Source organism: Rhizobium sp. NXC24 (assembly GCF_002944315.1).
In the GTDB taxonomy this organism is placed as follows: domain Bacteria; phylum Pseudomonadota; class Alphaproteobacteria; order Rhizobiales; family Rhizobiaceae; genus Rhizobium.
Window position 1 is genome coordinate 1,347,478 of sequence record NZ_CP024311.1, and the last position, 13,280, is coordinate 1,360,757.

At 60.4% G+C, this 13,280-nt stretch carries 9 protein-coding genes; 5 read left to right on the forward strand and 4 right to left on the reverse strand.

The features are described 5' to 3' along the window. The first annotated feature begins 2 nt into the window (after positions 1-2). The 4 genes from NXC24_RS06710 to ppx all read left to right on the forward strand — a co-directional run bounded on the left by NXC24_RS06710 (position 3) and on the right by ppx (position 5,658). Positions 3-1,133: an AI-2E family transporter gene (locus NXC24_RS06710; protein ID WP_104822598.1), complete on the forward strand. Its 1,131-nt coding sequence runs from the start codon at positions 3-5 to the stop codon at positions 1,131-1,133. Position 1,134: 1 nt separating this feature from the next. Continuing rightward, positions 1,135-1,848: a DnaA regulatory inactivator HdaA gene (gene hdaA, locus NXC24_RS06715; protein WP_104822599.1), complete on the forward strand. Its 714-nt coding sequence runs from the start codon at positions 1,135-1,137 to the stop codon at positions 1,846-1,848. Positions 1,849-1,925: 77 nt separating this feature from the next. Beyond that, on the forward strand, positions 1,926-4,127 hold the full coding sequence (locus tag NXC24_RS06720; RefSeq protein WP_104822600.1) for an RNA degradosome polyphosphate kinase: 2,202 nt from the start codon (positions 1,926-1,928) through the stop codon (positions 4,125-4,127). 10 nt (positions 4,128-4,137) lie between these two features. Beyond that, positions 4,138-5,658 (forward strand): exopolyphosphatase, encoded by a 1,521-nt coding sequence (ppx, locus tag NXC24_RS06725; protein WP_104822601.1) that lies wholly within the window; start codon positions 4,138-4,140, stop codon positions 5,656-5,658. Between the two features lie 38 nt (positions 5,659-5,696). Here the strand turns inward: ppx and NXC24_RS06730 are convergent, their stop codons facing one another. The 4 genes from NXC24_RS06730 to NXC24_RS06745 form a co-directional block, all read right to left on the reverse strand. Then, positions 5,697-7,055: an esterase-like activity of phytase family protein gene (locus NXC24_RS06730; RefSeq protein ID WP_104825046.1), complete on the reverse strand. Its 1,359-nt coding sequence runs from the start codon at positions 7,053-7,055 to the stop codon at positions 5,697-5,699. A 175-nt stretch (positions 7,056-7,230) separates the two neighbouring features. After that, a complete protein-coding gene (locus NXC24_RS06735; RefSeq protein WP_104822602.1) occupies positions 7,231-8,283 on the reverse strand; it encodes an adenylate/guanylate cyclase domain-containing protein in 1,053 nt (350 codons plus the stop codon). A gap of 206 nt (positions 8,284-8,489) precedes the next feature. Next, entirely contained in the window at positions 8,490-9,635 is a 1,146-nt protein-coding gene (gene rnd, locus NXC24_RS06740) for a ribonuclease D (RefSeq protein ID WP_104822603.1), read from the reverse strand. Positions 9,636-9,803: 168 nt separating this feature from the next. Then, positions 9,804-11,198 carry a multicopper oxidase family protein gene (locus NXC24_RS06745; RefSeq protein WP_104822604.1) on the reverse strand — a complete coding sequence of 465 codons (1,395 nt, stop codon included), beginning with the start codon at positions 11,196-11,198 and terminating at the stop codon, positions 9,804-9,806. Between the two features lie 266 nt (positions 11,199-11,464). On the opposite strand from NXC24_RS06745, the gene aspS reads away from it, so the two are divergent. Next, the gene (gene aspS, locus NXC24_RS06750) at positions 11,465-13,255 is read left to right on the forward strand and encodes an aspartate--tRNA ligase (RefSeq protein WP_104822605.1); all 1,791 of its coding nucleotides are present in this window, start codon (positions 11,465-11,467) and stop codon (positions 13,253-13,255) included. The last annotated feature ends 25 nt before the right edge of the window (positions 13,256-13,280 follow it).

Genomic DNA, 13,280 nt, shown 5'->3' on the forward strand with positions numbered 1-13,280 from the left:
CGATGGAGCAACAAGTCAGCGGGGCGAGCCTCAAGCGCCAGGTCACCTTCTGGGTGATCGTGCTCGTCCTCTTCATTGTCTTTCTCTATCTCTTCAGCTCGATCCTCTTGCCCTTCATCGCCGGCATGTCGGTCGCCTATTTCCTCGATCCGGTCGCAGACCGGCTGGAAAGGATCGGCCTCAGCCGCTTCATGGCGACGGTGGTGATCCTCGTTGCCTTCGTGCTGGTCTTTGCGCTGGCACTGACGATCTTCATCCCGATCATCATCAATCAGTTCAATGATTTCATTCAACATATACCGGGCTATGTGCAGCAATTCCAGAAGTTCATCGCCCATACGCAGACGACGATGCTGCCGATTTGGATTCGCGATCAGCTCGGTGCTATCAAGGATAATTTCTCCAGCATATTGTCGGATGGGCTGAGCTTTGTCGGCGGCCTGTTCGCGCAAATATGGAGCTCCGGCAAGGCGCTGGTTAACATCATCTCGCTGATGGTCGTCACGCCGGTCGTCGCCTTCTATATATTGCTCGACTGGGATCGCATGATCGCCAAGGTCGATGCCTGGGTGCCACGCGATCACGTCTCGACCGTGCGCGAGATCGCCCGGGAAGTGGATCAGGCGATCGCCGGCTTCATCCGCGGGCAGGGCTCGCTCTGCATTATCCTCGGTGTCTATTACGGCGTCGGCCTGTCGCTTGTGGGGCTGAACTTCGGCCTGTTGATCGGCCTCTTCGCCGGCATGATCAGCTTCATCCCCTATGTCGGTTCGCTCGTCGGCCTGTTTATGGCACTGAGCGTCGCCCTGGTGCAGTTTTGGCCCGATTATCTATGGGTCGGCCTCACGCTCGCCGTCTTTTTCACCGGCCAGTTCCTGGAGGGCAATGTGCTGCAGCCGAAGCTGGTCGGCGAAAGCGTCGGCCTGCATCCGGTCTGGCTGATGTTCGCCCTTTTTGCCTTCGGCGCGCTCTTCGGTTTCGTCGGTCTGCTGGTTGCCGTTCCGGCCGCAGCCGCCTGTGGCGTCCTTGTCCGTTTTGCCCTTTCGCGCTACCTTCAAAGCGACCTCTATTATGGACGCTCGGAAGCCGGCAAGGCGCGCAAAGCCAAGGCCGGCAATCCTGAGAACAAATAGCATGACCGACGCGAAGAACGCTGATTTGAGGCGCAAGCCCGCCGAACAGCTACCCCTGGCTTTTGCGCACGACGCCGCGAGCGGCCGCGACGACCTGCTGGTCGCCCATCCCTTGAGCGCGGCGGTGAAGATCGTCGATTCATGGCCATCTTGGCCGTCGCCCGTGGTCATTCTCGCTGGGCCGGTCGGTTCGGGAAAATCGCACCTTGCCAATATCTGGCGCGAGAGAAGCGGCGCGATCGCTATTCATCCGAAAGCCGGCTCCGGCGCAGCCGTGGCGGCGGCGAACGGCCCGGTCATCTTCGAGGATGTCGATCGCCTGGGCTTTGACGACACCGAGCTTTTCCATGTCATCAACAGCGTCAGGGAAAATGGCACAGGGTTGCTGATGACCAGCAGGCTCTGGCCGATGTCCTGGCCGGTGACGCTGCCCGATCTGCGCTCTCGGCTGAAGGCGGCGACGGTGGTGGAGATCGGCGAGCCGGACGAGGAATTGTTGTCGCAAGTTATCGTAAAGCTCTTTGCGGACCGTCAGCTTTATATCGATGACAAACTTGTTCTCTATATCGTCAACCGCATGGAACGGTCCCTAAACGCTGCCCAGTTGATCGTCGATCGGCTGGACCGCCTTGCGCTCGGCCGCGGCACCAGGATCACACGCATTCTGGCTGCTGAGGTATTGAATGAATTGGGTAATTCCGCTCCGGCTGATTGAGTGCTCGATGAACTGTCACAGTTCCGTCGTCAAACTGCTATACGTGGCGCAAGGTTATAAGATGAGGCAGGTGGAACATGGACTCGGCACTAACGGAACATCAGGAAGCCAACCAGCAAGCGCCGGAGGCCGCGCCGCCGATCAATGAGCTTCTGACGAGCCCAGAGCGCTTCATCAACCGCGAATTTTCCTGGCTACAGTTCAACCGCCGCGTTCTCGAGGAAACGCTGAACACGGCGCATCCGCTGCTGGAGCGCATCCGTTTCCTCTCCATTTCCGCCGCCAACCTCGATGAATTCTTCATGGTGCGCGTCGCCGGCCTCGAAGGCCAGGTCCGCCAGAAGATCCTCATGCGCACCCCGGACGGCAAGACACCCGCCGAACAGCTCGACGACATCCTGCGCGAGATCGACAATCTGCAGATGGAACAGCAGGCCTCGCTTGCCGTGCTGCAGCAGTATCTCGCCAAGGAAGACATCCTGATCGTGCGCCCGCCGGCCCTTTCCGAGGTCGACCGGCAATGGCTTGCCAATGAATTCGATCAGGCGATCTTCCCGGTCCTGACGCCGCTTTCTATCGATCCGGCGCATCCGTTCCCGTTCATTCCGAACCTCGGCTTCTCGATCGCGCTGCAACTGAACAGCATGAACGGCCGCGAGCCGATGACGGCGTTGTTGCGCCTGCCGCCGGCGCTCGACCGCTTCGTTCGCCTGCCGGACGCCAGCAACGTCATCCGCTACATCACGCTGGAAGACGTGGTGAACATCTTCATTCACCGGCTCTATCCGGGCTATGAAGTGCAGGGTTCGGGTACGTTCCGCATCATCCGAGACAGCGATATTGAAGTCGAAGAAGAAGCCGAAGATCTGGTGCGCTTCTTCGAAACGGCGCTGAAGCGCCGCCGCCGCGGTTCGGTGATCCGCATCGAGACCGATTCGGAAATGCCGCTCGAGCTGCGCCAGTTCGTTGTGGAATCGCTGAACGTGCCGGAAAACCGCATCGCCGTTCTGCCGGGCCTTTTGGCCCTCAACACGTTGTCCGAAATCGCCAAGGCGCCGCGCGACGATCTGCGCTTCGAGCCCTACAATGCCCGATTTCCTGAGCGCGTCCGCGAACATGCCGGCGATTGCTTCGCCGCGATCCGCGAAAAGGACATGGTGGTCCACCACCCCTACGAATCCTTCGACGTGGTCGTCCAGTTTCTTCTCCAGGCTGCGCGCGATCCTGACGTTCTGGCGATAAAGCAGACGCTCTATCGTACCTCCAACGACAGCCCGATCGTCCGCGCGCTGATCGATGCCGCCGATACCGGCAAATCGGTCACGGCGCTGGTCGAGCTCAAGGCCCGCTTTGACGAAGAGGCCAATATCCGCTGGGCGCGCGACCTCGAACGCGCCGGCGTGCAGGTCGTCTTCGGCTTTATCGAGCTCAAGACGCATGCGAAGATGTCGATGGTCGTGCGCCGTGAGGACGGCAAGCTGCGCACTTATTGCCACCTCGGCACAGGCAACTACCACCCGATCACCGCCAAGATCTATACCGACCTTTCCTACTTCACCTGCGATCCGAAGATCGCCCATGACATGGCGAACATTTTCAACTTCATCACCGGTTACGGTGAGCCGGAAGACGGCATGAAGATCGCAGTTTCGCCCTATACGCTGCGCTCGCGCATCCTCCAGCATATCGAGGAGGAGATCGAGCACGCCAAAAACGGCCAGCCGGCGGCGATCTGGATGAAGATGAATTCGCTGGTCGACCCCGACATCATCGATGCGCTCTACCGCGCAAGCAATGCCGGCGTGGAGATCGATCTCGTCGTGCGCGGCATCTGCTGCCTGCGTCCGCAGGTGCCGGGTCTCTCCGAAAATATCCGCGTCAAGTCCATCGTCGGCCGCTTCCTCGAACACAGCCGCATCTTCTGCTTCGGCAATGGCCAGGGCCTGCCGTCGGAGAAGGCGCTGGTCTATATCGGCTCCGCCGACATGATGCCGAGAAACCTCGACCGCCGCGTCGAAACCCTTGTTCCGCTGACCAACAAGACCGTGCACGAGCAGGTTCTTTCGCAGATCATGCTGGGCAACATCATTGACAATCAGCAGAGCTACGAGATATTGCCGGACGGTACTTCGCGGCGCATGGAGGTGCGCAAGGGGGAAGAGCCATTCAACGCGCAGCAGTATTTCATGACTAATCCCAGCCTTTCCGGCCGTGGTGAAGCTCTGAAATCCAGTGCGCCGAAACTGATCGCCGGGCTGTTGTCGGGCCGCAAGAAATAACTGGACCTGCATGGTTGAATCAGAAGCCCAGGGGCGCCTTCCCGGTATTGCCCCGGTCTCCGTTGTCGATATCGGGTCGAACTCGGTTCGTCTCGTCGTCTATGAAGGCCATTCGCGGTCGCCGACCATCCTTTTCAACGAGAAAGTGCTTTGCGGCCTTGGCAGGGGCATAGCGCTGACCGGAAAGATGGATGAGGAGAGCGTCGCGCGCGCGCTCGCATCCCTGCACCGGTTCAAGGCGCTGTCCGACCAGGCGCGCGCATCGACCATCTACGTTCTGGCGACGGCGGCTGCCCGCGAGGCAAGCAACGGTCCGGAATTCATCCATCAGGCAGAATCGATCCTGCAGCGCAAGGTGCGTGTGCTTTCAGGCGAGGAAGAGGCGCGTTTTTCCGCGCTTGGCATCATCAGCGGCTTTTTCCACCCGGATGGCATCGCCGGCGACCTCGGTGGCGGTTCGCTCGAGCTCATCGACATCAAGGGCAAGGAGATCGGCAAGGGCATCACCCTGCCGCTCGGCGGCCTCAGGCTTTCCGAATATGCCAACGGTTCGCTCGCCAGGGCGCGCAGCTTTGCCCGCAAGCATGTGAAAACAGCGAAACTGCTGAGCAAGGGCGAGGGACGCACCTTTTATGCGGTCGGCGGCACCTGGCGAAACATCGCCAAGCTGCACATGGAAATGCGTAAATATGCGCTGCATATGATGCAGGGCTATGAAGTGCCGCTGGACGAGATGATGCGTTTCCTCGATCAGATCAGCGAGGCGAAGGAATCGAAAGAGCCGGCGCTGATGGCCATCTCCAAGCATCGCCGTTCGCTGCTGCCCTTCGGCGCGGTGGCGATGCGCGAGGTGCTGGCGGAAATGAAGCCCTCCGTCATATCCTTCTCGGCCCAGGGCGTGCGTGAAGGCTACCTCTATTCGCTGCTGACCGAGGCGGAACGCCATAGCGACCCGTTGCTGGTCGCCGCCGGCGAACTTGCGATCCTGCGCGCCCGTTCGCCGGAGCATGCGCGGGAACTTGCCGAGTGGACCGGTCGCATGATGCCCTTCTTCGGCGTTACCGAGACGGAGGAGGAGAGCCGCTATCGCCAGGCCGCTTGCTTGCTTGCCGACATCAGTTGGCGTGCCCATCCCGACTATCGCGGCCTGCAGGCGCTGAACATCATCGCCCACACGTCCTTCGTCGGCATCACCCACGCCGGCCGCGCCTTTATCGCTCTCGCCAATTACTACCGTTTCGAGGGCCTTCACGATGACGGCGCCACCGAACCGCTGGCAGCGATCGCCACGCCGCAATTCGTCGAACGCGCCAAACTGCTCGGCGGCCTATTGCGCGTCGTCTATCTCTTTTCGGCTTCCATGCCAGGCGTCGTCCGCAATCTGACATTTCGACGTTCGCCGAGCCCGGAGCTGGATCTCGAATTCGTCGTTCCAGCCGAATACCACGATTTCGCCGGCGAGCGGCTGGAAGGCCGGCTGCAACAACTGGGCAAGCTGACGAATAGACGGCTTGCATTCCGGTTTGAGTAAAAAACCTTCTCCCCGATGGGGAGAAGGTAGGGTATCGCTCACTTAGCGTTGAGGAAATCGCCGACTTCGAGAATGCTGAACTCGTTGTCGTCTGCCTTGTCGACAGCTCGGCCGGCCGAGAAGGGCAGGTTATTGTCGTTGCCGATGATGATGTGGGTGGCATCGACGCGGTCGACGTTTTCGATGGTGACGAAGGGCATGTCGTAGAAGCCTTCGCCGCCGCCCTGGCGACGCTTGTGGTCGGGATCTTCGATATGCAGCAGATCGATGTAACCGATCTTGCGGACGGCCTTGCCGACATTGGCGTCGTTGAATTCGATCTTATAGACGCGCTTCAATTCGGCCGGCGCTTCGAAGCAATCCGGCTTCGGTTGCTTCGGATCGGCGCAAGCCTTGTCCTTCGTGCCGGCGCCGTTGTCGCGCTCGATCACCAGAGCGGTGCTGTCGTCCAGCATGTTGAAATCGCCGATCGAGGTGCCCTTGTCTGCGAAGGGGTAGAGCCAGCTACGACCGGTCCAGCTCTTCGAGGCGACGTCGAATTCGATGACGCGGATCGCGGTGTGGCCGTCGACGCTTTCCATCTTGCCGTCGTCTTGATACATCGCGCCTTCCAGCAGGCCATAGAGCTTGCTGCCGTCCTTCGACATGGCGAGGCCTTCGAAGCCACCCGAGCGTCTCAGGTTGAAGGCCGGCATCTTCTGCGTCGGGTTGGCCGGCAGTTGCAGCAGCGGATTGTCCGGAGACATGACGGGCTTGCCGTTGAGTGTCGTCGGGAAAACGTCGGTCAGCGCGCCGTTCATATCGAACTTCAGCAGATAGGGACCGAATTCGTCGCCGATCCAGAAGCCGTCGGCAACCGGCTGGATTGATTCGATATCGAAATCGGCGCCGGTCAGATAGCGCTTGTCGGCGCCTTCGAGGACGATTGGGAAGGGAGCCTTCTTGTTCGGGTCGGACAGGAACAGGTTCTTGACGACATCAACCTTGCCATTGTCCCAGTCGAATTTGATTTGGTGCAGGAACAGCATGGAGTCGCTCGAATTCTGCTTGGAGCCGAAGCCGTTGTCGGTCAGCGTCCAGAAGGTGCCGTCCGGCATGGTCTTGATCCCGGAAAAGCCCTGGATCGCCTGGCCATTGAAGGGCAGCTTCAGATCGGTCACGCGGGCGCCGTCTTTGCCCGGAACCGTGCCGAGGGCCTCCGTGCGCTTGCGATCCGGCGTCGTGAACTTGCCGGAGGTCTTCAGAAATTCCGGCGCGTCGACCGGTGCCGCGACAATCGTGTTGGCGGGCAGGATGGCCTGCGAGGTCAGCTTTGCGGGAAACTGCGTTTCATCGGCCTGGGCCGAGGCGGCAATCAGAACAAAAAGTGCCGTGGAAGCGAAAAGAATTCGGGTCATCATGTCACCTTGTTGGCGGGGATTGGCAAACAACTCCCGCTTAACAGGCGAGCTATGTCGGCGAATTAACGCTTAGGTGAAGCTTTGGTGACTGTGGACAACCGATAGGGTGTAGGGTCTTGGGGACTAGGCAATAGGCAATAGGCAATAGGCAAGGAAGATAATAACTCCCTGCCTACGACCTCCCACCTATCGCCTTCCGCTCTGGCCTCCTCGCCCTATGCAGGGCAATCACCCCGAGTGTCTGGTCGCGACCGCGAACGGCATGGTCGCCAAGGTCTTCCCTGGCGATATCGTCGGGAAGCTCGATCCGTCTTGCAAGATCGGCTGAGATCAGCACCTGTCGCTCCAGCGTCTTGCAGAGCGATTCCAGCCTCGCGGTGGTATTCACCGTGTCGCCGAAATAGGCGATCTTGTGATGGTCGATGCCGATTTCGGCAGTGACGATGCTGCCGCCGTGCAAGGCGGCCCTCAGCCGCGGCACCCTGCCGTAGGATTTCAGCCATGTCTCCGCATTCGCCTCGATATCGGCAAGGATGTCGAAGACACAGCGAATGCAACGGGCATTCTTCACGCCACGCCGAAGAGGCCAGGTGATGATGGCGGCATCGCCGATATAGTCGTCGATCGCACCCTTATATCGCCTCACCGGCTCGGCGAACGCGCTGAATACCGAGCCTAGAAATTGCTGTGTCCTGAGGTCGCCATGCTCCTCGGCGAAGGCCGTCGAACCGACGAGATCGATGAAGAGAAACACGCGCTCTTCCTGCATCGGATTGCGATAACGGCCGGTCAACAGGCTGAGGAAGACGTCGCGGCCAAGCAGCTCCCGCACGCGCCCGACGAAAATGATCATCGCGGTCACCAGGACGGCATAGATATAGACATCGACCTGCAGCAGCATGACGTTGGCCCAGGTGTCGTTGATCAGGTTCAGCGATTTCATCAGGCCGCCGGCCATTGCAAAACCGATGGCGATCAAGGCGAAATCGACAATCAAGGCTGATAGGATGAAGGCCGGCGTAGGCAGGCTATGCATCCAATGGTTCAAGCGCGGCAGAATCATGCGGCGTTCGAAGGCCAGCGCCGGCATGCCGCAGAACAATGCGTAGATTGCGCCGATATACAGCGGTGACGCATGGAAAAACAGCTTGCCATAGAGGACGCCGCTTGCGGCGACGACGGCCGCGGTCAAAATCCAGTTGAGCGCTGAGGGGAATCTTCCCATGCTGCCGATCCGCCAAGAGCCGGCGCGCCTCCAAACCGGGATTGGTTCGGGAAAAGGCCTGTGCGCCATCAATTATGTGATTGCGCTAAGCGCCCATCCTGGCGGATGTGCGGCACAATCGCGTCCGCAACCAGCATCTCTATTTTTAAATGGCGCGCAACCGCCAAATGTTCGGCATCGCCGACCGATCGGCAAAGGTCACGTGACTACAAACTGACCGTCTCGACCCGCTTGCCGACGAAGCGTAAGGCCACCTGGCCCTGGATGAGCTGCAGCGCCGTCTCGCCGAAAAGATCGCGTCGCCAGCCGGTGAGGGCGGCCACTTCGGCTTTCTCGCCTTCGGCGGCAATCTTGTCCAGATCCTCGCTGTTGGCGATGACTTTCGGGGCGACGCCGTGTTTTTCAGCGATGAGCTTCAGGAGAACCTTCAGCAGTTCAGCCGCTGCGGCTGTGCCTTCCGGCGCTTGCTGGTGGCGCGGTACATGCGGCATTTCGGCCTTGGGCAAGGCCAGGGCCTGATTGATTGCCTCCAATACGGCCGTGCCGGAGGCGGATCGCTCCCAACCTTTCGGGATCGTGCGCAGGCGGCCGAGCGCTTCCATGTCCTTCGGCTGCTGCTGGGCGATTTCGTAAATTGCATCGTCCTTCAGCACACGGGCGCGCGGCACATTGCGGGCGCGCGCCTCGCGTTCGCGCCAGGCGGCGACATATTTCAAAACGGCCAGTTCCTGCGGCTTGCGCAGCCGCATCTTCAGCCGCTGCCAGGCATCGTCCGGATGCAGATCGTAGGTCTCGCGCGCTTCGAGGATCGCCATTTCTTCGAGCAGCCAGGAGGCGCGGCCTTCACGTTCGAGCTGCTCTTTCAACGAAAGATAGACGTCGCGCAGGTGAGTGACGTCGGCCAGCGCATAGTCGAGCTGTTTCTCCGACAGCGGCCGGCGGCTCCAGTCGGTGAAGCGCGAAGACTTGTCGATGTGAACGTTCTTGGTGCGGCTGACGAGCTGATCGTAGGAGACCGAATCGCCGAAGCCGCAGACCATGGCGGCCACCTGGGTGTCGAAGATCGGATGCGGTATGAGGTTGCCGCGATTGAAGATGATTTCGATGTCCTGGCGTGCGGCGTGGAACACCTTCATGACGGCGGGATTGGCCATCAGCTCAAAAAAGGGTTTCAGGTCCAGGCCCTTGGCCAGCGGATCAACCAGCACTTCGGTCGTGGGGCTCGCCATCTGGATCAGGCAAAGCTCCGGCCAGAAGGTCGTCTCGCGCAGGAATTCGGTGTCGATGGTAATGAATTCTGACTTGGCCAGCTCTTGGCAGGCCGCCTCCAATTGGGCGGTAGTTTCGATCATATCAACACATTCATCGGTAAAATAGTCCGTTAACCTTCCTTCCCCTTTCGATGGGAGATGTCAATACGTCGAAAGGGCAAGCCCGGTACGGCCGCCGCTTTTAAGTGGAATTGCGGAAAGTACTTGGGGTCGTCCTGAGCGAGCATGAAGCACGTTTCGGGATCGTGCCTAAGCCACGCGCACATAGCTGGTCATGCCCGTTTTCTGATGTTCGATAATGTGGCAATGCAACACCCAGTCACCGGGATTGTCGGCGACGACGCCGAGCTGCACCTTTTCATTGGGCTGGATCAGGTAGGTGTCGGAGACGAAGGGCTGCACCTGGCGCGTCGAAGAGGAGAGCACGGTGAAGCTCATGCCGTGCAGATGAATCGGATGCGAATGCGGCGTCACGTTTTCCATGTCGATGACATAGCTCATGCCGAGCTTCAATTCGGCGAGCGGTGCGGTCGGATCGGGCGTATCGCCCGGCCACGGCACCTTGTTGATGGCCCAGAAGCTGTAGCCAAGCGAGCCGCAAATGCTGTTGTCGGCGGTATTTTCCGCCGTGGCGCTGAGAATCAGCGGGATGTGCTCCGCCGAGCCGATATCGGCTTTTGCGACCGGATTGCCTTCGAGGGGCGCCAGATCGCGAACGTCGCGCTTCAGCGAGCTGCCGACTGATCGCAGCGTTGCGAGCACCTTGGGATCGGTGCCCTTGATATCCTCGAGCTTGACGATTGCACCCTCGTTATCGGGCATGCGCACGGCCAATTCCAGCCGCTGACCGGGTCCGAGCTGCAGCAGATCGAGCGGGAAGCGCTGCGGCACCGGATTGCCGTCGACGGCGATCACCGTTGCCTCGGCTCCATCCATGCGGAAAGAATAGATGCGCGTGACGTCGGTGATGGCGAGCCGCAGCCGCACCAGCCCGCCGGAGGGCGCGTCATATTGCGGCTGCTGCTGCCAGTTGGCCGTCCGCACCGTCCCATAAGTGCCGGACTTGGCGGAATCGCGCGGGCGGAACGGAGCGATGAACTGGCCGTCGCCGCCGAGCCGCCAGTCGCGAAGATTGAGAACTATTTCCGAATCGAATGCCGGATCCTTCGGATTTTCTACGACGATGACGCCTGTCATGCCGTGTCCCATCTGGATCAGCGTGTTGCAATGCGGATGATACCAGAAGGTGCCGGCGTCGGGCGGCGTGAAGGCATAATCGAAATGGTCGCCCATGTAGACGTAGGGCTGCGTCAGGAAGGGCACCCCGTCCATCTTGTTCGGGAGGCGGATACCATGCCAGTGGATCGTCGTCGGGTCATCGATGCCGTTGATCAGGCGTGCGGCGAAGGGCTCGCCCTTTTTCATGCGCAGGACGGGCGGCATGCCGGCGTCGCCATAGGTCAGGACATCCTTGGTGGCTCCGACGTCCATCAAACTGGCTTGGATCTTCGCAGCCTTCAGCACCTGCGGCTCCGGCGCTGCTACCGCGCTGCCGCCAAACCTGCTGGCGATGCCAAGCCCCACGCCATAGGCACCGGCAACGGCCGAGGCTTTCAAAAGATTGCGGCGGGTAAGGATGGGCATGCGAAGCTCCGGGGACACGGGGATGTGCCTGCCTGTTTAAAGTTGACTATGGTCTTCAGCAATAGGGCTGGGGTAGCTGAATTGCCGCATCCCTACCTCCGGCTGTCGATGTTGCGAGTTCACGAAAGCAGCTTTAAACCTACTCGCTGGCGTTCGAGCCTTGACAAATCAGGCGCACCATGCGCTTTTCCGCCCGATTTTCTCGTCGGCAGGCGAGGGGCTTTTGTCCTCATTCGCCGCCGTCCGCCAAGTCCAGGATATATACTATGCATCGCTATCGCAGCCACACATGCGCCGCCCTGCGCAAGTCCGACGTCGGTTCGACCGTCCGCATCTCCGGCTGGGTTCATCGCGTCCGAGATCATGGTGGCGTGTTGTTCATCGATCTGCGCGATCACTACGGCATCACCCAGGTTGTCGCCGATCCGGATTCTCCGGCCTTTAAGCTTGCCGAGACCGTGCGCGGCGAATGGGTCATCCGCATCGACGGTCTGGTGAAGGCCCGTACCGAAGACACGATCAACAAGAACATGCCGACCGGCGAAATCGAGCTTTATGCGCAGGAGATCGAAGTGCTCTCCGCTGCCAAGGAATTGCCGCTGCCGGTTTTCGGCGAGCCGGAATATCCGGAAGACGTTCGCCTGAAGTATCGCTTCCTCGATCTGCGCCGCGAAACGCTGCATCGGAACATCGTCAAGCGCACGCAGGTTATCTCCTCCATGCGCCGCCATATGGGCGAAGTGGGCTTCACCGAATATACCACGCCGATCCTGACGGCCTCGTCGCCGGAAGGCGCGCGCGACTTCCTCGTGCCGAGCCGCATCCATCCCGGCACCTTCTACGCCCTGCCGCAGGCACCGCAGCAGTATAAGCAGCTCCTGATGGTTGCCGGCTTCGACCGCTATTTCCAGATCGCGCCCTGTTTCCGCGACGAAGATCCGCGCGCCGACCGTCTGCCGGGCGAATTCTATCAGCTCGACCTCGAGATGAGCTTCGTCACGCAGGAAGACGTCTGGAACACCATGAGCCCGCTGATGACCCAGGTGTTCGAAGAGTTTGCCGAAGGCAAGCCCGTCACCAAGGAATGGCCGCGCATTCCCTATGACGAAGCGATCCGCAAATACGGCTCGGACAAGCCGGACCTGCGCAACCCGATCGTCATGGAAGCGGTTACAGACCATTTCGCCGGCTCCGGTTTCAAGGTTTTCGCCAACATGATCGCCTCGAACCCGAAGGTTCAGGTCTGGGCGATCCCGGCCAAGACCGGTGGTTCGCGCGCTTTCTGCGACCGGATGAACGCCTGGGCGCAGAGCCAGGGCCAGCCGGGTCTCGGCTATATCTTCTGGCGCAAGGAAGGCGAGAAGCTCGAAGGCGCCGGCCCGCTTGCCAAGAACATCGGCGAGGAGCGCACGGATGCGATCCGCACCCAGCTCGGTCTCGATGATGGCGATGCATGCTTCTTCGTCGCTGGCGATCCGGACAAGTTCTACAAGTTTGCCGGCGAGGCCCGCACCAGGGCCGGCGAGGAGCTGAACCTGGTCGACCGCGACCGTTTCGAGCTTTGCTGGATTGTCGACTTCCCGTTCTTCGAATGGAGCGAGGAAGAGAAGAAGGTCGATTTCGCACACAACCCGTTCTCCATGCCGCAGGGCGGCCTTGAGGCGCTGCAGAGCCAGGATCCGCTGACGATCAAGGCCTTCCAGTACGACGCCGTCTGCAACGGCTTCGAAATCGCTTCGGGCTCGATCCGTAACCAGTCGCCGGAAACCATGGTTGCCGCCTTCGAAAAGGTCGGTCTCAGCCAGGCGGATGTCGAGGAGCGCTTCGGCGGCCTCTACCGCGCCTTCCAGTACGGCGCGCCTCCGCACGGCGGCGCTGCCTTCGGTATCGACCGCATCGTCATGCTGCTGGTCGGCGCCAAGAACCTGCGCGAAATCTCGCTGTTCCCAATGAACCAGCAGGCGCAGGATCTGCTAATGGGCGCTCCCTCGACCGCAACGCCGACGCAACTGCGCGAACTGGCAATCCGTCCGGTACCGCCAGTCAAGAAGGACTGAGGCTTTTCAAGCTTGATGAAATACA

Excerpts from the sequence above, each read along its gene's own strand:
- NXC24_RS06710 (WP_104822598.1), top strand. The coding sequence starts at position 3 with ATGGAGCAACAAGTCAGCGGGGCGAGCCTCAAGCGCCAGGTCACCTTC.
- hdaA (WP_104822599.1), top strand. The coding sequence starts at position 1,135 with ATGACCGACGCGAAGAACGCTGATTTGAGGCGCAAGCCCGCCGAACAG.
- NXC24_RS06720 (WP_104822600.1), top strand. The coding sequence starts at position 1,926 with ATGGACTCGGCACTAACGGAACATCAGGAAGCCAACCAGCAAGCGCCG.
- ppx (WP_104822601.1), top strand. The coding sequence starts at position 4,138 with ATGGTTGAATCAGAAGCCCAGGGGCGCCTTCCCGGTATTGCCCCGGTC.
- NXC24_RS06730 (WP_104825046.1), bottom strand. The coding sequence starts at position 7,055 with ATGACCCGAATTCTTTTCGCTTCCACGGCACTTTTTGTTCTGATTGCC.
- NXC24_RS06735 (WP_104822602.1), bottom strand. The coding sequence starts at position 8,283 with ATGGGAAGATTCCCCTCAGCGCTCAACTGGATTTTGACCGCGGCCGTC.
- rnd (WP_104822603.1), bottom strand. The coding sequence starts at position 9,635 with ATGATCGAAACTACCGCCCAATTGGAGGCGGCCTGCCAAGAGCTGGCC.
- NXC24_RS06745 (WP_104822604.1), bottom strand. The coding sequence starts at position 11,198 with ATGCCCATCCTTACCCGCCGCAATCTTTTGAAAGCCTCGGCCGTTGCC.
- aspS (WP_104822605.1), top strand. The coding sequence starts at position 11,465 with ATGCATCGCTATCGCAGCCACACATGCGCCGCCCTGCGCAAGTCCGAC.